This window comes from Phytobacter sp. MRY16-398 (assembly GCF_003925915.1).
Taxonomy (GTDB): Bacteria; Pseudomonadota; Gammaproteobacteria; order Enterobacterales; family Enterobacteriaceae; genus Phytobacter; species Phytobacter diazotrophicus.
Map to the genome: position 1 here is coordinate 2,540,460 of NZ_AP018756.1, position 19,159 is coordinate 2,559,618.

The window sequence follows — 19,159 nt, forward strand, 5'->3', positions numbered from 1 at the left end:
GTGATATCCCTGACGGATCGGCCAGATAAGTCACCATGGCGGCAACACTCTTCGAGTGTGCCAATAAAACTTGCACTCCTGAAAATAAACCAGCCAGCATCTTTTTAATTAAAAAAACAATTAAAAATAACCTTTTTTGTATAATCACTGAACGACTATGATATCTATTATCATTTCACCAACAACATCCTGAATAATATAACCTGCGGATTAACGGATGGCTATTATTCAGCGTTAATACAATCTTAAGATTGAATAGCCACAATCGTGGAATGCGCATTTTTATATATGAGCAATACTGGTGTTATTAACCTGCACATTTACTGGAAAACAGAAACATGCATCTTGAACGACACAGCATTGAAAGCGTGGGATGGTTGAGGGCTGCTGTACTGGGGGCGAATGACGGCATTGTTTCCACTGCCAGTCTTGTGCTTGGGGTGGCGTCTGCAAAGCCTGAGCCTTCAGCGATTTTACTGGCGGGTGTTGCCGGGCTGGTGGCTGGGGCAATGTCGATGGCAACCGGGGAGTATGTTTCCGTCTCCTCTCAGTCTGATACAGAAAACGCGGCGCTCGCCCAGGAAAAAAAGGAACTGGAAACAGATTATCAGGGAGAGGTACAGGAGCTGACTTCCCTGTATATGCACCGGGGGCTGGAGCCCGCCATTGCCAGGCAGGTTGCAGAGCAGCTTATGAAGAAAGATGCGCTTGATGCCCATGCCAGGGAAGAACTTGGGCTGACAGCTACGAACTCTGCGCGGCCTTTGCAGGCGGCCCTCTTTTCGGCTGGGAGCTTTTCTGCTGGTGCGGCGTTGCCCCTCATCGTTGCCTGGCTCGCTCCCACAGCGCTGGTTTCGATCTTTATTATTCTTTCGACCCTGTTATCACTTGCGGTCCTGGGTTATATATCCTCGGCGGTGAGCAAAGCCAATCCGGTCAGGGCCATCATCAGGATTACCTTCTGGAGCACTATGGCCATGGTTTTGTCTATGGGAATCGGTCATCTTGCCGGGCAAGCTCTGTTTTAGCGCGCGTTAATTCTCTGGAAAGAGAAACAGTATCAGTGAACCGTTGAAAACAGTTGGCGGGTCGGCAACGTTGCCGGGCAAACGTCAATCATGGGGCTACCCATAACGCGATAAGATAATTCACTTCACTGGACGGGTCTCATGACGTTTATGAACATTTACCGTTCATGTTGAATTGAGAAAAGCCCCGGTTAAAACCCTGACCGGGGTCTTCACATAAGATAAGCGATAACTTTACAGCCCCAGCTCCGAAAGACCTGGGTGATCGTCCGGGCGACGTCCCAACGGCCAGTGGAATTTGCGCTCACTCTCTTTAATCGGCATATCGTTGATACAGGCGAAACGGCGGCGCATCAGGCCATCGGCTTCAAATTCCCAGTTTTCGTTGCCGTAAGAGCGGAACCAGTTACCCGAATCATCATGCCATTCATAGGCGTACCGCACGGCGATACGGTTGTCAGTAAACGCCCATAACTCCTTAATCAGGCGATACTCCAGCTCTTTTTTCCATTTGCGGCTGAGAAATTCTTTGGCCTCTTCACGATTATTGGCAAATTCAGCGCGGTTACGCCATTGTGTATCCAGCGAGTAGGCCAGCGCTACTTTTTCGGCATCGCGGCTGTTCCAGCCATCTTCTGCGAGGCGCACTTTTTCAATCGCCGATTCGCGCGTGAAAGGAGGAAGGGGCGGGCGAGGTTGAATATCGGGCATGCTTACGTCTCCTGCAAATGTGGATATTTCAAAAGAAAGCGTTTTTGTTACTCAGGCCTTATGCAGGGGCCTGCTCCAGCAAAAGTTTCGCAACATCCCTTGCATTGTCGGCGGCGCTGTTATCCCCCATCACATAGGCGAGGGTGATGGCGCCTTCCATCAGAATCAGCAGTTGTCTGGCCAGCGCGGCCGGTTGTTGAATGTTTAGTTGCGTAGTGAGTTCGAGCGTGTAATCGAGCAATTTTTGTTTATGCCGTTTTGCTATCTGGCGGACGGGATCGTCAGGGTCACCCACTTCTCCGGCCGTGTTGATAAATGCGCAACCGCGAAAACCGTCTGACTCAAACCAGCTCTTGAGCACGCTGAACATATTCAGAATGCGAGCCTGAGGCGTATCGCCTTTATCAGATTCTCTTCTGAACCACTGCATCCAGCGTTCATCACGCGCATTCAACGCGGCGGCTGCCACGTCATCCTTGGTCGCGAAATAGCGATAAATGCTTTTCCTTGCTACGCCTGAGGTCTTAACCAGAAGGTCCATGCCGGTGGCGTGGATACCGTTCTGATAGATCAACTGTTCAGCGGTAGTCAGGATTTTTTCTCGGGTAGTGCCTGGCGTCTTGTTCATGTGATAAAGGTAGAACGATCGTTCTACCTCGTCAACACTTATCTGCAAAAAGTTACTGAGCCGCTTCCCGTCCAACGCAGACGCTGCTTGCCGTGCTGCGCAACGCAGGTCGCTGATGCCACCCGGCGACGCGTTTCTTTGCCGGGGACAGCCGCTTCCTGCATCGATCTTTTTAAAAAGCGATAAGGCGAAACAGGCGTTTAACCACGCAAATAACCCGTTGCGATCAGTTTCCTTTTTCTTCAATACAATCAAAAAATTGACCTGTATCAATAACCACATAAGAGTAATGGTTTCCCGCTTCGATTGACCCTATAATCTCCGTCCCTTTTCATGTCTTAAGTTTAAGCTGGAGGATACATGGAGCTCAGCCGGAGGCAGTTCTTTCGAATCTGCGCGGGCGGTATGGCAGGAACCACTGCTGCATCTCTCGGATTTTTATCATCTTTTTCCGTTCATGCGGAAACACGTCAATACAAACTCTTAAAAGCAAAAGAGACGCGTAATAACTGTACCTACTGCTCAGTCGGTTGCGGCATGCTGATGTACAGCCTTGGCGATACGGCCAAAAACGTTAAAGAAAGCATTTACCATATTGAAGGCGACCCGGATCACCCGGTAAGCCGGGGTTCATTGTGTCCGAAAGGGGCAGGCGTGCTGGACTATATTCACAGTGAAACGCGCCTGAAATACCCTGAATACCGTGCGCCAGGCTCGGATAAATGGGTGCGTATCAGTTGGGATGACGCCATTAACCGCATTGCGCGGTTAATGAAAGATGACCGTGACGCGAACTTTATCGAAAAAAATGCGCAGGGGCAGACCGTCAACCGCTGGACCACCACCGGCATGCTCTGCTCCTCGGCGGCGAGTAATGAGACCGGCATTCTCGACGGCAAATTTACCCGCAGCCTGGGGATGGTCGCTATCGATTGCCAGGCGCGTCTGTGCCACGGGCCGACCGTCTCCGCGCTGGCACCCACCTTTGGTCGCGGTGCGATGACCAACAACTGGGTGGATATTAAAAATGCCAACGTGGTGCTGATCATGGGCGGCAACGCCGCTGAGGCTCACCCGGTGGGCTTTAAGTGGGTCGTTGAAGCACAAACGAAAAATGACGCCACCGTGGTGGTGGTCGATCCGCGCTTTAACCGCAGTGCCGCCGTGTCCGATCTCTATGCGCCCATCCGTGCGGGGTCGGACACCGCGTTCCTGTTGGGCGTCATCCGTTATCTGCTGGAAAACGATCGCATTCAACACGACTACGTGCGCCATTACACCAACGCCAGCCTGCTTATCCGCGACGACTATCAGTTTGAAGATGGCGTGTTCAGCGGCTATGACGCGAAAAAACGCCAGTACGATAAATCGAGCTGGTTCTATCAGTTGGATGAAAAGGGCAACGCGCTGCGTGACGAGACGTTAAGCCATCCGCGCTGCGTCTGGAACCTGCTGAAAAAACACGTAGAACGCTACACGCCGGAAATGGTCAACCGCCTGTGCGGCACCTCACTGGCCGATTTCAACCGCATTTGCGAGATCCTTGCCAGCACCAGCGTGCCGGATCGCACCGCGACCATCCTCTATGCGCTGGGCTGGACACATCACAGCGCCGGGGCGCAAATCATCCGCGCCGCGGCCATGCTACAACTGCTGCTCGGGAATATCGGTATGGCGGGCGGCGGCGTCAACGCGCTACGCGGTCACTCCAACATTCAGGGTTATACCGACCTTGGCTTGCTGTCGACCAATCTTCCCGGCTACATGCCGCTGCCGTCGGAAAAACAGCCGGATTATCAGACCTATATTTCGCAAATCACCCCGCCTGCGCTGGGGGTGAACGAAGTGAACTACTGGCAAAACACACCGAAATTCTTTATCAGCATGATGAAAAGTTTCTGGGGCGAGCATGCAACGGCAGAGAACAACTGGGGTTATGACTGGCTGCCGAAGTGGGATCGCCTCTATGACGTGATGACCCAGGCCGAGCTGATGCTGGAAGGGAAGATTAACGGTTACATCGTGCAGGGCTTTAACCCGCTGGCGGCGTTTCCGGATAAAAACAAATCCTCCCGCGCGCTCTCAAAGCTGAAATACATGGTAGTGATTGACCCGCTGGTAACGGAATCGTCGAATTTCTGGCAGCACCACGGGGAGATGAATGACGTCAATCCTGCGGATATCCAAACGGAAATCTTCCGTCTGCCGTCATCCTATTTTGCCGAAGAAAACGGTTCGATTGCCAACTCCGGGCGCTGGCTACAGTGGCACTGGGCGGCGGCGGAGCCACCAGGCGAAGCGTTGCACGATGGCAAGATCCTCGGGCGTTTGTTTATGCGCCTGCGTGAGCTTTATCAGCAGGAAGGGGGCGCAAACCCGGCACCGCTGATGAACATCAACTGGAACTATAAAGACCCGTACGATCCGCATCCGGAAGAGATTGCCCGTGAAGCGAACGGAATGGCGCTGGCCGATCTTTATGACGACAAGGGGCAACTGATTGTCAAAAAAGGCCAGCAGCTCAGCAGTTTTGCCCAGCTTCGTGATGACGGCACCACCAGCAGCTTTTGTTGGGTGTATTGCGGGTGCTGGACAGAGCAGGGCAACCAGATGGCCAACCGCGATAATAGCGATCCGTATGGCCTTGGCTGTACGCCGGGCTGGGCGTGGTCGTGGCCGGCAAACCGCCGTATCCTCTATAACCGCGCCTCTGCCGACCCGGCAGGGAAACCGTGGGACGCCAAACGTGCATTGCTGCACTGGGATGGCAAAAAGTGGAGCGGGATGGACGTGGCGGATTACAGCCAGGCCGCACCGGGCAGTCATGTCGGGCCGTTTATCATGAACCCGGAAGGGGTGGCGCGCCTGTTCTCCCTGGACAAAATGAACGACGGGCCGTTCCCGGAACATTACGAACCGATTGAGTCGCCGATTGGCACTAACCCGCTGCATCCGGCGGTGGTTTCCAGCCCGGTGGCGCGTATTTTCCATGATGATATCGCCAATATGGGCAAAGCGGACGCCTTCCCGTATGTCGCGACCACCTATTCCATTACCGAACTGTTCCGCCACTGGACCAAACACGCGCGTCTCAACGCCATCGCTCAGCCCGATCAGTTCATTGAAATTGGTGAAGCGCTGGCACAGAAAAAAGGCATTGCGGCAGGCGATACGGTGAAAGTGAGTTCGAAACGCGGCTTTATCAAAGCGAAAGCGGTGGTGACGAAACGTCTGCAGACGCTGACCATAGACGGTAAGCCAGTGGATACGATCGGCATACCCTGTCACTGGGGTTTTGAAGGGGCAACGCGCAAAGGCTTCCTTGCCAACACGCTGACGCCATCGGTCGGTGATGCCAACTCGCAAACGCCGGAGTACAAGGCGTTTTTGGTTAACATCGAGCGCGTGTAAAGGAGGGAACCTATGGCTATGCAATCACAAGATGTTATCAAGCGTTCCGCAACCAACGGGCTGACGCCGCCGCCTCAGGCGCGGGACTTCCGCGCGGAAGTGGCAAAACTTATCGATGTCAGCGTCTGTATTGGTTGTAAAGGCTGCCAGGTCGCCTGTTCTGAATGGAACGATATTCGCGACGAGGTGGGCTACTGCAACGGCGTGTATGACAACCCAACCGACCTGAGCGCGAAGTCCTGGACGGTGATGCGTTTTAGCGAAACCACGCAGAACGACAAACTGGAATGGCTTATTCGCAAAGATGGCTGTATGCACTGCGCAGATCCTGGCTGTCTTAAGGCTTGCCCGTCTGCCGGGGCGATCGTTCAGTACGCCAACGGGATTGTGGATTTTCAGTCCGAGCACTGTATTGGCTGCGGCTACTGCATTGCTGGCTGTCCGTTTAACATCCCACGGCTGAACCCGGACGATAACCGTGTCTATAAATGCACACTTTGCGTTGACAGGGTCAGCGTCGGCCAGGAACCGGCGTGCGTGAAAACGTGCCCGACTGGGGCGATTCAGTTTGGCACCAAACAAGAGATGCTGAACGTGGCCGAAACCCGCGTGGAGCAGCTTAAAAAGCGCGGATACGACCACGCGGGCGTCTATAACCCGCAAGGCATGGGTGGCACGCACGTGATGTATGTTCTGCATCATGCGGACCAGCCTGCGCTGTATCACAACCTGCCAAACGACCCGCAGATTTCCACGCCGGTTAATTTATGGAAAGGCGTTCTCAAACCGCTCTCCGCTGCCGGGTTTATCGCCACCTTTGCCGGGCTGATTTACCACTATGTGGGAATAGGGCCGAACAAAGAGACGGATGACGACGAAGAGGAGAAGGGACATGAGTAAAAGCAAAATGATCCTGCGCACAAAGTTTATTGACCGCGCCTGTCACTGGACGGTGGTGATCAGTTTCTTTCTGGTGTCACTTTCCGGCATCGCGCTCTTTTTCCCCACCCTGCAATGGTTAACCGAAACCTTCGGGACGCCGCAGGTAGGGCGCATTTTGCATCCCTTCTTCGGCGTACTGATTTTCGTTCTGCTGATGTTTATGTTTGTCCGTTTTGTGCATCACAACATTCCTGATAAGCAGGATATCCCGTGGCTTAAAGGGATTATTGAGGTACTGAAAGGTAACGAGCATAAAGTGGCGGATGTCGGGAAATATAACGCCGGGCAGAAGATGATGTTCTGGAGCATCATGAGCCTGATTTTTGTGCTGCTGATCACCGGCGTTATTATCTGGCGACCCTATTTTGCCCATTATTTCTCCATCACCTTTGTGCGCTGGAGTTTATTAATCCACGCGACGGCCGCGATTGTGCTGATTCACGCCATTCTGATCCATATGTATATGGCGTTCTGGGTGAAAGGCTCGATTAAAGGCATGATTGAAGGCAAAGTCAGCCGCCGCTGGGCGAAGAAGCATCATCCGCGCTGGTATCGTGACGTTGAAGCGGCCGAAAATAAGGCGCAAGAGGGTAAATCTTTATAATGTCATGGCGACCACTGCGCTGCGGTGGTCGCTGTTGTAAGGCATTGCGTTTGACCTCAGAAAACCCGCAGGTTTTGGCATTTAAATAGACACGTATGATTTATCGCCGCGTGCTCCATACTCTCTCCATTAACTGAACAATATAAATCAATCATCCTCCGACACAATATCGACTGTGCCCAGGAGGAACCATGAATAAACTTAATTACATTCTCAAATACGCTGAATATTTAATCCGAAAAAGCAGGGTGTTTGTTACTACGGATCTTTACTTTCATACAGCCGCGCTCAACAAACTTTCCGAACGCCCGTCAAACCTGATGAAGCCAGTGACATTGAGTGAGAAAATTTGTCATCGTCTGGTATTTGATCGCAACCCTCTTTATACATTACTGGCGGATAAACTCGCCGTTAGAGAATATGTCCATGCCAGAACCAAACGGGTTAAAACCATCCCCTTGATTGGCGTCTATCACAGTGTGGAAGATATTGACTTTAGCCAGTTACCCGAACGCTTTGTGTTAAAATGCAATCATGACAGTGGAAGTGCGGTAATTTGTACCGATAAAGGCAGATTTGAGCCTGCGAAAGCATTAAATAAATTAAAACTAGCCCTCAATAAAAACATGTATTACACCACCAGAGAATGGCAGTACAAATCTATAACACCGGTTATTCTCTGCGAAGAGTATATCGATATTTTTTCTGGGACAGTGAAAAAACAGACGCCAGAAATGTTAAGAATACACTGCTTTCATGGTGTGGCTTGTTTTGTTGAAGCCGATTTTACCGATGAAAACGGCAATGAGTACATTAATGTTTATGACAGATCATGGAAGCTTCAACCTTTCCAGATGGAATACCCAAACACACCTGATGCCGTTGAGGAGCCAACATTATTCTATAACGCTATTATTGCGGCTCAGGAACTGGCAGGAGAGATTGACTATGGTCGTGTCGATTTGATGTTGCAAGGGGATGAAATCTATTTTAGTGAAATAACATTAAGCCCCAGGCGCGGGAAGCTAAAGATCACCCCTGCAAGCTGGAACGTAAAATTAGGGGAGATGTGGGATCTGACGCTGTGTAAAAACAGGCTCAATTGAGCCTGCATTGTTATTTTTGGTCCTGGCTCACCGGCCACGACAGTGTAAAAATTGAGTGATTTTCTGGTGTCAGGGTGTAAGTTGCATTCCCGCCGTGGGCGAGCATGATCGCTCTGACCACCGATAATCCTAAGCCACACCCCTCAGGGTGACTCTTTCTTGCATATTCTCCACGTTGAAAAGGCTGAAATAAGAGACTGTGGAGTTCCTCAGGAATGCCAGGGCCGCTGTCTTCAACGAGGATGACGTTCTCTTTCCCGACAATGCCATTTTTTACCCGTAGCGATCGTGACGATGAGTATTTTAAGGCATTATCAAAAAGCACGGTCAGGCATTGCATAATGCGCATAGGGTCACAGAAACAGCGCTGGTGCTCAAGTTCGGTTGCGATAGTAAAGTCTTCGCGCTGAAATTCCGGCGAAAAGTTATCCAGCACACTGGTAATCGTTACCTCAAGATCGGTCTCACTGAGGGTTAGCGTATATCCGGCTCCGCCGTAAGAACTAACAACCCGCAGATCTTCGATTAAATGCGCCAGGCCTTCGGTTTGCTTAAGCAGGTTTTGGAACAGTACGGGCGCGGGCTCGAACACACCGTCAACCAGTCCTTGCAGCCGTCCTCGCAGAATAGTCACCGGGGTTCTAAGTTCATGAGCGATGGCCGAATTCCATAAATTGCGCTGAATATCCAGTGTCTGCAGTTTTTCTGCCATTTCGTTGAAATCATTGACCAGATTATTCATCTCTCCCAATTGAGAGCTTGTACAGGTTGCCCTTGCGTCAAGATTGCCCTGTGAAATCTGTTTCAGGCTATACGCTACCGCATTTAGCGGCGTCAAAATTCTTGAAGAGAGTTTCACCGTAAAGAAGAGAGACACGACCAGACTGGTCAGCGAAGCAATCATGATCCACAGCCAGTCCACGAGGGTCATCTCATCTTCATTTCCTGTCAGGGCACCCCCTGGCAGATAGTAAATTAAGAAACTATAAAATAAATAAGAGCCCAGGATGGCGATAGCAATAATGATGAAGGTGAGCGACACCATATAGGTCAATATTTGACGACTAAGAATAGGGTCTTTTTTCATTTATTCTCACCCAGGCGGTAACCCAGCCCTCTGATACTCTCCGGGATCCCTTTGAGCCCCGCATTCTCAAGCTTTTTGCGCAGCTTACTCATGTGGCTGTCCACGGTTCTGTCCAGTGAATCACCTTCTGGCAGGCAGGCATCAAGTAACTCTTCGCGTGAGCATACCTTGCGTGGATTGCGCGCCAGATAGGTGAGAAGTTTAAATTCCGTCGTCGTCAACACCGGCGTGACGACCTCATCCGTGACGGTTATCTCAACATAAAAATCATCAGGATAAATGGTCAGGCAAGGCGTTCTTATCGGCCTTGTATTTGCAACCTCTGTGTTTACTTTGGTTCTGCGTAGTACAGCTTCAACCCGTGCAATAACCTCCGAAGGGTTAAACGGTTTTATCACATAATCGTCAGCCCCGAGCCGCAGCCCCATCAGTTTATCGATATCCTGATCAAGTGCCGTCACCATGATAACCGGTACGTTACTCTCTTTGCGCAAGGTTGTAAGAACATTCCATCCGTCATAAACAGGCAGATGGATATCAAGTAAGATGAGGTCTGGTTTGTGCAGGCGAGTAAAATTAATTGCCTGCTCACCATCCCTGGCCCGGAAGGTTTTCATACCCGCGCGTTGCAAATAGCTTATCAGTATGTCGGCAATTTCATCGTCGTCTTCAGCGACAATGATCAGGTTATCGTTGTTCATTTTATCTTCCATCAGTACCGATGATAGAAATTACTCTATCTTAAAAGATCTTATGTCGTAATTGTTTAAAGGTTATTGAATACAATATGCGTAAAGTTTGCATGTCTGATATTACTCCCTGTTAAGAACAATCTGACAGCCACGGTTCGAAAAAGTTTCATTTTCATGTGTTTTTCCGAAAGATCTAGAGTATGTGAGGGTTTCTCCATACTGGCTACACAATCCCGAAATAAACAATCAACAATCTGATGCAATCATTTTCATCTGGAGAAACCCGGCCAGACGCCGATTGCTATTCATTTCAAGATTTATAACGTCTAAAGCCAGCGCTTTATGCGTAATTTATGCGTGCCAGATTGTGTCAGGGAAAACAGTATGAAAGACATTGAACGTATTTTTCAAAAGGTAATTTGGGACTCTTTTTTATTTTTTCTGGTGTCATGCATATTGCTCTTTCCGTGGTTGTTTGTCGCGCACGCTATTGAAGAAAAAACGGATGTGGCGGTCATCTCATTGCCCCTTGCGTTTGCGTGTGTCGTTATCGCTTTTTTCTTTTTTATCATCCAGAAGAAACCGGGGGCATTAAAGGAGTTAGCCGTCATAACGTTCTATGTCGTTGTTGTCTTTATTTATACTATTCTGGTGTTTAATTTACTTCTCAATATCATGCCGGGTCTGGATGATTTTATATTTTATTATGGGTGTTTTTTGAGCATTTTTTTCTTCGGTACGCCAGTGTACTTATTGATGCGGATGATTTGGACTTTTTTCACAATGAAATGATGGAGTGAGACATAAATGTAGAACAATGTCTGGCTCCACACTCTTTCCATAAACCTGCCATACGTGGTCAATATCAACTTCTTATCATTGGCATTCATTTTTCGCAGATGACTTTGCGCCGGGTAGCCTGGAGCAGGCTAGTGAGCCGTTTTATTTTTTTATGAACGTTATGTCAGTTGACTGGAATTATTTCTGATGCCGCATTTTTTTATTGAAAGACCCATTTTTGCCTGGGTGGTCGCGCTGTTTATTGTACTGACCGGCATATTGTCCATCCCCCGACTGCCTGTCGCGCAATATCCGGCGGTCGCACCGCCTGGTATTATCATCTCGCTCAGTTATCCCGGCGCCAGCCCGGATGTCATGAACACCTCTGTCGTTTCGCTTATTGAACGCGAGATCTCAGGGGGGGATAACTTACTCTATTTTGAATCGTCCAGTGATACCACCGGCATGGCTTCGATCACCGTAACGTTCAGGCCAGGTACAGACATTAAACTCGCCCAGATGGACCTGCAAAACCAGATAAAGATTGTAGAGCCGCGTTTACCGCAGGCTGTGCGGCAAAATGGTATTAACGTTGAGGCCGCTAATTCCGGGTTTCTGATGATGGTGGGTTTAAAATCCCCCACCGGCGAATATCAGGAAGCGGATTTAAGCGACTATTTCGCCAGAAATTTGACGGATGAACTGCGACGTGTGCCGGGTGTGGGGAAAGTCCAGCTCTTTGGCGGTGAAAAAGCGCTGCGAATCTGGCTTGATCCCATGAAATTACACAGTTACGGGCTCTCTGTTACGGACGTACTCACCGCCGTGAGTCAGCAAAACGTGATTGTTTCACCTGGCAGAACGGGAGACGAGCCTGCGGTCGCGGGTCAGACCGTTACCTATCCGATCACCGTCAGAGGGCAACTTACCTCGGTTGAGGCGTTTCGTAATATCACCCTTAAATCGGCGGTCTCCGGTGCGCGTCTGACACTGGCCGATATTGCCCGCGTTGAATCCGGGTTACAAAGCTATACCTTTGGTATACGTGAAAACGGTGTACCCGCAACGGCGGCCGCTATCCAGCTTTCGCCCGGTGCAAATGCTATCAACACGGCGTCCGGTGTCCGTGCGCGGCTGGCTGAGCTGTCAGGTGTACTGCCTGAGGGAATGGAATTTACGGTTCCTTTTGATACGGCACCTTTCGTTAAACTTTCCATAATGAAGGTGGTGGAGACATTCGTTGAAGCGATGGTTCTGGTCTTCCTCGTTATGCTGCTTTTCCTGCATAAAATCCGCTGTACGCTGATTCCTGCCATCGTGGCACCCGTGGCGCTGCTGGGCACCTTTACGGTGATGCTATTAAGCGGTTATTCCATCAACATTCTGACCATGTTTGGTATGGTGCTGGCTATCGGCATTATCGTTGATGACGCCATTGTCGTGGTCGAGAACGTCGAACGCCTGATGGAAGAAAAGGGGCTCTCCCCGAAGGAAGCTACGCGGCAAGCTATGCATGAAATCACGCCTGCAATCATTGGTATTACCCTGGTGCTTACGGCGGTATTTATCCCGATGGCATTTGCCGGAGGGTCTGTCGGAATTATTTATCGGCAGTTCTGTATCTCTATGGCAGTGTCTATTTTACTGTCCGCCTTTCTGGCCCTGACGCTCACGCCAGCACTCTGCGCAACGATCTTAAAGCCCCATCATCATGCCTCCCGCAAAGGCCGCGCGTTTTCCGCGTGGTTCAACGGTCGGTTTCATGCACTTACTGCGTTTTACGCATCCGGCCTCGGATTTGCTCTGAAACGGACCGGACGGATGATGGTGCTCTATGCCGCGCTGTGCATGGCGCTTTTTTTGGGGCTCTCTTCATTGCCGTCGTCGTTTTTACCGGATGAAGATCAAGGCTACTTTATGTCGTCAATCCAGCTTCCCTCAGACGCGACGATGCAGCGTACGCTCAAGGTGGTTCAAAAATTTGAAGAGGAAATCGCCAGCCAACCGGCGATTGAAAGCAACATCATGATCCTCGGATTTGGTTTTTCGGGCTCTGGTCAGAACTCGGCGATGGCTTTCACCACACTCAAGGACTGGAAACACCGAGAAGGGACAAGCGCACAGGATGAAGCTGACCATATCCAATCAAGAATGGAGAGTGTGTCAGACGCGGTAACCATGAGTCTGCTTCCTCCGGCTATTTCTGATATGGGGATCTCATCCGGGTTCACTTATTATGTGCAAGACCGGGGAGGGAAGGGTTATCAGGCGCTAAAAAAGGCAGCGGATGATCTCGTCCAGCGCGCCAATAAGAACCCGTATTTGAGCGATGTCTATATTGATGGCCTGCCGGAGGGATCAACACTTGCCCTTAACATTGACAGGGAAAAAGCCGAAGCCATGGGGGTCTCGTTTGATGAAATCAATCAAACCCTTTCTGTCGCAACGGGGTCAAACTATGTCAATGATTACATCAATAATGGGCGGGTTCAGCAGGTCATTGTTCAGGCTGATGCGCCGTTCCGTATGCAGCCTGAACAGCTATTGCATTTATCGGTTAAAAACCGCCAGGGGGAGATGCTGCCAGTGTCCACGTTTGTGACGCTTGCCTGGCATGTCGCGCCGCAGCAATTGAATCGCTACCAGGGTTATCCTGCCATTCGAATTACCGGAAGTGCATCCTCTGGTGAATCTACAGGCACCGCAATGGCGGCAATGGAGGAACTTGCAAAAAACTTACCGTCGGGTTTTGCGGGCGAATGGGCAGGCAGTTCATTACAGGAAAAGGCCTCTGCATCGCAGCTTCCGGGGCTCATTGTACTGTCGATGCTAGTGGTGTTTATGGTGCTCGCCGCGCTTTATGAAAGCTGGTCTGTTCCCTTCGCGGTTATGCTGGTTGTTCCGCTGGGGCTGCTCGGCGCCGTGCTGGCGGTCATCGTCGCACAGATGACGAACGACGTCTTTTTTAAAGTCGGTCTGATAACCCTGATTGGGCTCTCCGCCAAGAATGCCATTCTGATCATTGAATTTGCGAGACAATTAATGCACCAGGGCAAAAACGTCATCGAAGCGACCCTGATCGCCGCCGGACAGCGTTTGCGCCCGATACTCATGACCTCTTTAGCGTTCACACTGGGCGTGGTGCCCCTGATGCTTGCCAAAGGGGCAAGTGATAGCACGCAACATGCCATTGGGACAGGGGTGTTTGGCGGGATGATCAGTGCAACGTTACTCGCTGTTTTCTTTGTTCCCGTCTTTTTCGTCGTGATTGTCCGCTTTCTTGAAACGCGAAACCTGGAACACAAGAAGACCCGGAACGATTAATCTCCGCCATCGTTCGTCATTTATTGCATCAAGAGCGCTACCATCGCGATAAGCGCCGGTAGCGCCTGAACATAGAGGATTTTCTTGCTGGCGGTTGCCGCGCCAAACACCCCGGCGATCAACACGCATGCCAGGAAGAAAAGCTTGACCTGAAACCCGGCATCGCCCAGCCATAACCCCCACAGTAAACCGGCGGCTAAAAAGCCGTTATACAGCCCCTGATTGGCGGCCAGCACGCGGGTGTCGCGGGCAAAATCGGCGCTCAGGTTAAACGCCTTGCGGCCGGTTTTGGTATCCCACAAAAACATTTCGAGAACCAGAATGTAGACATGGATCGCGGCGACAAGCGCGATGAGGATAGTTGCTAACACAAGAAACCTTAACGGATAAGAGCAGGGTATCTGGAGTATAGATAACGGCATAAAAAAACGAAGAAAAATCACTGCGTTTTAACGGGCGGATGCGGGTTAATGAATCATGTCATTCACCCGCCCCGTTTTAGCATAAGGGATATTTTTTAAAGGCGGGCAACGCCTCACAGGAACGGGCAAGTGACGCAATGTTTTTAAAATCGTCGGCCAGCACCACATTCGGGATCATCGATTGAATAAAGGTCCACACCACCGTGCTGGTGACGGTAACCTGATCGGGGCGCCGGGCGGCAGCGCGGCCTGCCAGCAGCGTGTCCCACACCCGGCAGGCGGCTAACAATTGCTGGGTCACGCGCGCGACCCACGGCTGATGCTGCTTTTCTTCCGGTCTGAGATTGCGCTCGTAAATGTTTTGCACCGCTTTTTCGCAGGCGGCAAGCGCCACCCCCAATAGACGAAGATCCTGTGCCAGCGCGCCAGGCTCCGCAGGGAGTAATTTCTGGTCTGCGCCTGCCTGGGCCTCGAAATAATGCAAAATAAGAGATGAGTCCATTAACTGCACGCCGTTATCCAGCAGCAGTGTTGGCGCTTTGACGACCGGGTTAATGTGGGCGAACGCCTCAAATGAGCGAAAAACTGACAGCGGCATACTTTCAAATTCGATGCCATAGAGTTCCAGGGATACCGCAACACGCCTGACGTAAGGCGAGTCCATCATGCCAATGAGTTTCATCGTAACTCCTGCCCCTACATAGCAATAGCCATTAAGTGATTGACCGCGACACCTGCCCCGGTAACGAAAACAGAGAGACCTTACCGCAAATGGTCGTGGGCGAATATCACGGGTTTCTAACCTTATGTGTTAGTGTTTCTAACATCTTGCGCGGTTATCGCTCAGCCTGTAGACGGCGTTAAAATTAACGGGCATAACACCATGCTGGGTTATCAGTGGCCGCTGTAATAACGCCAGTTGGGTAGTAACGTTAACCTGGTGGCCCCTGTGTTTGAGGAAAGCACTATGTCGGATTTCCCCCCTATCGCCAGCCTGCGAAGCTTTGAGGCGGTTGCACGCCTGGGTAGCGTGACACTGGCAGCAAAAGAGATGAACGTGACCCATTCCGCCATCAGCCAGCAAATCAAAATCCTTGAGTCGCTGGTTGGCGTAAAACTGTTTATCCGTCACGGGCGCGGGGTGCAGATTAACGAAGAGGGGCGGCTCTATGCGCTACAGATACGCGAGGCGTTGAACCACATCTCGGAGGCCACCCGGCTGGTACAGGTAAAGCCGCGCACGATGGAACTGACGCTGGCGACGGTGCCGTCTTTTGGCAATCACTGGTTGCTGCCGCGCCTGATGCGCTTTCGCGAAAAATATCCCCTGATTTCATTACGTTTGCAGGCCAGCCTGACGGTCACCAGCCTGCAACAGGAGGGCATCGATATTGCTATCCGTATGGGGCAGGGCGACTGGGAAGGCATGGAGAGCCGCTTTCTTTTTTCTGATGAGCTGATTGTCGTTGCGGCACCTGGCTACAACAAGGGCAACTTACCCGCCACGCCGCAAGAGGTGGCGAAGAGTGCCATTATCTTTTCGACGGAGTCGTGGAAAAGCTGGTGTCTGAATGCCGGGCTGGAAAAAGAGATTGTGCCCGCGGGATTGCGCATCAACGATTCGAATCTGGTCCTTGAAGCCGTGCGGCTGGGACACGGTATTGCGCTGGAGCGCCGTTCTCTGGTCCGGGACGCTATCGCGCGGGGTGAGCTGGTACAGATAACGACGTTCACAGCGCCGTATCCCTGGCACTACTGGCTGGTGACCTCTCCACAGGCGGAGAAAGCGCGGGAAATCTCGCTTTTCATCGCCTGGCTTGATGAAGAGATCGCCCTGTGGCGCGAACAGGTGCAGTAAAGCCCGAATTCGCCAGGCGGCGGAGAATTCGCTATCATCCGCTCTCACTTTTTTGCCGGGCAGCCTGATGTCTGAGATTATCGATACCTTTATTGCCCCGCCGTGCCATGACGAGATTGAGATCCTCTGGCAGGACGAACATCTGGTGCTCATCAATAAACCCGCCGGGCTGCTCAGCCTCTCCGGGAAAAACCCGCAAAACCTCGACTCGGTGCATCACCGGCTGGTTAACATATTCCCCGGCTGTACCCTGGTCCACCGCCTGGATTTCGGCACCTCCGGGTTGATGGTGGTGGCACGCAACAAAGCGATAAATGCCGCGATTTGCCACCAGTTCAGCCAGCGCACGGTAAGCAAGGTCTACACCGCGTTGCTGTGTGGGCATCTGGCCGATGACGACGGAGTGATCGACGCACCGATCGGCAAAGATCCGGCGCTCTTTCCGCTGATGTCGATTTGCGCTGCACACGGCAAACCGGCACGCTCCCGCTATCGGGTCGTGGAACGTTTTTATCAGCAAGGGGAAGACGGGGCGTTACTGCCACTGACGCGGGTTGCACTCATCCCGGAGACCGGGCGCACCCATCAGTTGCGCATTCACTGCCAGCACCTGGGTCATCCGATTCTGGGCTGCGATCTATATGGTGGCCTGACGCTACCGGGCACGGCGCGAACACCACGACTGATGTTGCACGCCAGCGAACTGCATTTTGTGCATCCGGTCAGCGCAGCGCCGATAAACGCCTGCCACGCCAGCCCGTTCTGAACAGTAGATACTGTGAACGCCTTCAACCTTTTTAGCCATGGCTGACTCATTTTCCCGCATGCCAACCGCAGCGACATCTTTGTGCCCCCCTGGCGCAGAGCGTGCAGCGAGGGAGTTGAGTCCCCGCTGAAATCGGTGAGACGAAGACCCGATGACAAGGGCAGGCCGCCAGGGATGGCGGACTGAGGTTTGTCGAGACAGGACGTCGAGTCAAACCGACCGCAGGCAGCGGGGCGGGAGGCGAACGCAGTGCGAAGCACCGATTTCTTTGCGGGGCCGCGGGGATTGTAAAGGGGAACGCGGTGTTCCCCTTTACCCGTTCACGTGTCCGAAGGTGACATGTCGCCATGAACATACGGTGAACGGAACCCACCTCCCGAGCTGCATTTTCCCCCTCACCCAGACCCTCTCCCCTAGGGCTGAGGAATCCCCAGAAAAAGTGAAAGGCACGATGAAGTGTGATCTACTGGTTGCGCTAACAAATCAGAAGAGACCTCATCGTGCCTTTAAAGACAGTGTGCCAGAAATTCTTTTCCTCGTCTTTACGCGGGATTCATTCTTTCCGCATTAATGTCCTCACTTCCATGGCTGTTGCGCTCTGCAACGGTGCTGAACTCACCCTGACCAGTCTCGGACGCTCCCTTCCCGGTTCCGCTCACGTCAAAAATAAAATCAAACGGGTCGACCGTGCCCTCGGTAACTCCGCCCTTCACCGCGACCTTCCCCGTATCCAGATGCAGCTCACCCGTGCCATTACCTCCCTCATGCCGTTCTGCGTTATTGCTGTCGACTGGACCGGATGGCCTGATAAAAACTGGCATCTGCTGCGCGCAAGTCTGGTCTGTAACGGCCGCTCACTTCCGCTGATGAGCGAAGTCGTTCCGGCTGAACTCGCCCAGAACAGCAGGATACAGTGCGCCTTCCTCGACCGCCTCCATGCGGCTGTTCCGCCGGAAAAAGCGGTCACGATTATTACCGATGCCGGCTTTCGCACCGACTGGTTCCGTCACATCAGTCTGCTGGGCTGGTCCTTCGTCGGTCGGGTCAGAGGGCTCGTGTGCTTCCGGATGGACGGCGATACACGCTGGATGAAAATCAGCGACCTTCATGCCGGCGAATACCCGGTAAGAGTGGGTTATGGCGTCCTGGCCCGGAAACCCCGCACGCCCTGTTACGGTCACTTTTATCTGCAGAAACGCCCGGGAGCAGGCCGTCACGGCAAAGGGGGAATGCCAAAAACGCAGAGAGAGCATCGTCGCAGCGCACAGGAGCCGTGGCTGCTGTTCAGCAATGTGGCAGGTATGGAGCCAGCACAGATAATGACGCTGTACAGTCGCCGGATGCAGATAGAGCAGAACTTCCGGGATGAAAAAAGCCCGCGCTTCGGGTTCGGACTGAGGCTGAGCCGCAGCCAGGGCAATGGACGTCTGGCGGTACTGAGCGTCGTGGCGGCCATGGCGAGTCTGGTGATGTGGCTGGCAGGGTATCTGGCGGAGAAAAAGCAGCGCCACCTGCGCTATCAGGCAAACAGTATAAAAGACAAAAGGATCCTGTCTTATGTGAGGCTGGCGGTTGAGGTTCTGCGGCATGAGCCCGGAATACTAAGGCGGCTGAATATCGCTAATGCACTGAAAATGTTAGGTAAAGAGTACAGTAATATGGTCATGGTGAACTGACCATATTACTGGGGATCTCTCAGCCCCTAGGGAGAGGGGACCGATCGTGCTCGCAGGGGGTCCCTCCCCCCTCTACGATCGGGCACCGAACCCGTAGATCCGGATGAGGCGCCGGGAGGATGCC

Annotated in this window: 16 protein-coding genes; 10 read left to right on the top strand and 6 right to left on the bottom strand. The window is 52.1% G+C overall.

All coding sequences use genetic code 11. The features are described from left to right. Positions 1-338: 338 nt before the first annotated feature. Positions 339-1,028: a VIT1/CCC1 transporter family protein gene (locus tag MRY16398_RS12475; RefSeq protein ID WP_125124460.1), complete on the top strand. Its 690-nt coding sequence runs from the start codon at positions 339-341 to the stop codon at positions 1,026-1,028. 234 nt (positions 1,029-1,262) lie between these two features. Here MRY16398_RS12475 and MRY16398_RS12480 read toward each other — a convergent pair whose 3' ends face one another. Both MRY16398_RS12480 and MRY16398_RS12485 read right to left on the bottom strand, forming a co-directional pair. Next, positions 1,263-1,739, bottom strand: a complete 477-nt coding sequence (locus MRY16398_RS12480; RefSeq protein ID WP_125124461.1) for a nuclear transport factor 2 family protein — start codon at positions 1,737-1,739, stop codon at positions 1,263-1,265. 58 nt (positions 1,740-1,797) lie between these two features. Then, positions 1,798-2,367, bottom strand: a complete 570-nt coding sequence (locus MRY16398_RS12485) for a TetR/AcrR family transcriptional regulator (RefSeq protein WP_125125659.1) — start codon at positions 2,365-2,367, stop codon at positions 1,798-1,800. Positions 2,368-2,727: 360 nt separating this feature from the next. On the opposite strand from MRY16398_RS12485, the gene fdnG reads away from it, so the two are divergent. The 4 genes from fdnG (at position 2,728) to MRY16398_RS12505 (ending at position 8,430) form a co-directional block, all read left to right on the top strand. Then, positions 2,728-5,778 (top strand): formate dehydrogenase-N subunit alpha, encoded by a 3,051-nt coding sequence (gene fdnG, locus MRY16398_RS12490; RefSeq protein ID WP_125124462.1) that lies wholly within the window; start codon positions 2,728-2,730, stop codon positions 5,776-5,778. Positions 5,779-5,790: 12 nt separating this feature from the next. Beyond that, entirely contained in the window at positions 5,791-6,678 is an 888-nt protein-coding gene (fdxH, locus tag MRY16398_RS12495; RefSeq protein WP_125124463.1) for a formate dehydrogenase subunit beta, read from the top strand. Continuing rightward, positions 6,671-7,324, top strand: a complete 654-nt coding sequence (gene fdnI / locus MRY16398_RS12500) for a formate dehydrogenase-N subunit gamma (protein WP_041851485.1) — start codon at positions 6,671-6,673, stop codon at positions 7,322-7,324. Before fdxH ends, fdnI begins: the two co-directional genes overlap by 8 nt. A gap of 191 nt (positions 7,325-7,515) precedes the next feature. Further along, on the top strand, positions 7,516-8,430 hold the full coding sequence (locus MRY16398_RS12505) for an ATP-grasp fold amidoligase family protein (RefSeq protein WP_125124464.1): 915 nt from the start codon (positions 7,516-7,518) through the stop codon (positions 8,428-8,430). Positions 8,431-8,440: 10 nt separating this feature from the next. On the opposite strand, the gene MRY16398_RS12510 is transcribed toward MRY16398_RS12505, so the two are convergent. Together MRY16398_RS12510 and MRY16398_RS12515 are read right to left on the bottom strand one after the other, a co-directional pair. Next, on the bottom strand, positions 8,441-9,517 hold the full coding sequence (locus MRY16398_RS12510; RefSeq protein WP_041851483.1) for a sensor histidine kinase: 1,077 nt from the start codon (positions 9,515-9,517) through the stop codon (positions 8,441-8,443). After that, positions 9,514-10,218, bottom strand: a complete 705-nt coding sequence (locus MRY16398_RS12515; protein ID WP_041851482.1) for a response regulator — start codon at positions 10,216-10,218, stop codon at positions 9,514-9,516. Before MRY16398_RS12515 ends, MRY16398_RS12510 begins: the two co-directional genes overlap by 4 nt. Positions 10,219-10,593: 375 nt before the next feature. Here MRY16398_RS12515 and crrC point away from each other — a divergent pair, with 375 nt between their 5' ends. Next, positions 10,594-11,001, top strand: a complete 408-nt coding sequence (gene crrC / locus MRY16398_RS12520; RefSeq protein ID WP_125124465.1) for a colistin resistant protein CrrC — start codon at positions 10,594-10,596, stop codon at positions 10,999-11,001. 195 nt (positions 11,002-11,196) lie between these two features. Beyond that, positions 11,197-14,313, top strand: coding sequence for a multidrug efflux RND transporter permease subunit (locus tag MRY16398_RS12525; protein WP_125124466.1), 3,117 nt, complete (start codon positions 11,197-11,199; stop codon positions 14,311-14,313). Between the two features lie 20 nt (positions 14,314-14,333). Here MRY16398_RS12525 and MRY16398_RS12530 read toward each other — a convergent pair whose 3' ends face one another. Together MRY16398_RS12530 and MRY16398_RS12535 are read right to left on the bottom strand one after the other, a co-directional pair. Beyond that, the gene (locus MRY16398_RS12530; protein ID WP_041851479.1) at positions 14,334-14,684 is read right to left on the bottom strand and encodes a DUF1304 domain-containing protein; all 351 of its coding nucleotides are present in this window, start codon (positions 14,682-14,684) and stop codon (positions 14,334-14,336) included. A 127-nt stretch (positions 14,685-14,811) separates the two neighbouring features. Further along, positions 14,812-15,417 (bottom strand): glutathione S-transferase family protein, encoded by a 606-nt coding sequence (locus MRY16398_RS12535; protein ID WP_125124467.1) that lies wholly within the window; start codon positions 15,415-15,417, stop codon positions 14,812-14,814. 285 nt (positions 15,418-15,702) lie between these two features. Here MRY16398_RS12535 and MRY16398_RS12540 point away from each other — a divergent pair, with 285 nt between their 5' ends. The 3 genes from MRY16398_RS12540 to MRY16398_RS12550 all read left to right on the top strand — a co-directional run bounded on the left by MRY16398_RS12540 (position 15,703) and on the right by MRY16398_RS12550 (position 19,035). After that, positions 15,703-16,593, top strand: coding sequence for a LysR substrate-binding domain-containing protein (locus MRY16398_RS12540; protein ID WP_125124468.1), 891 nt, complete (start codon positions 15,703-15,705; stop codon positions 16,591-16,593). Positions 16,594-16,660: 67 nt separating this feature from the next. Then, the gene (locus tag MRY16398_RS12545; RefSeq protein WP_107223131.1) at positions 16,661-17,359 is read left to right on the top strand and encodes an RluA family pseudouridine synthase; all 699 of its coding nucleotides are present in this window, start codon (positions 16,661-16,663) and stop codon (positions 17,357-17,359) included. A gap of 500 nt (positions 17,360-17,859) precedes the next feature. Then, positions 17,860-19,035 carry an IS4 family transposase gene (locus tag MRY16398_RS12550; RefSeq protein WP_125124097.1) on the top strand — a complete coding sequence of 392 codons (1,176 nt, stop codon included), beginning with the start codon at positions 17,860-17,862 and terminating at the stop codon, positions 19,033-19,035. Positions 19,036-19,159 lie beyond the last annotated feature (124 nt).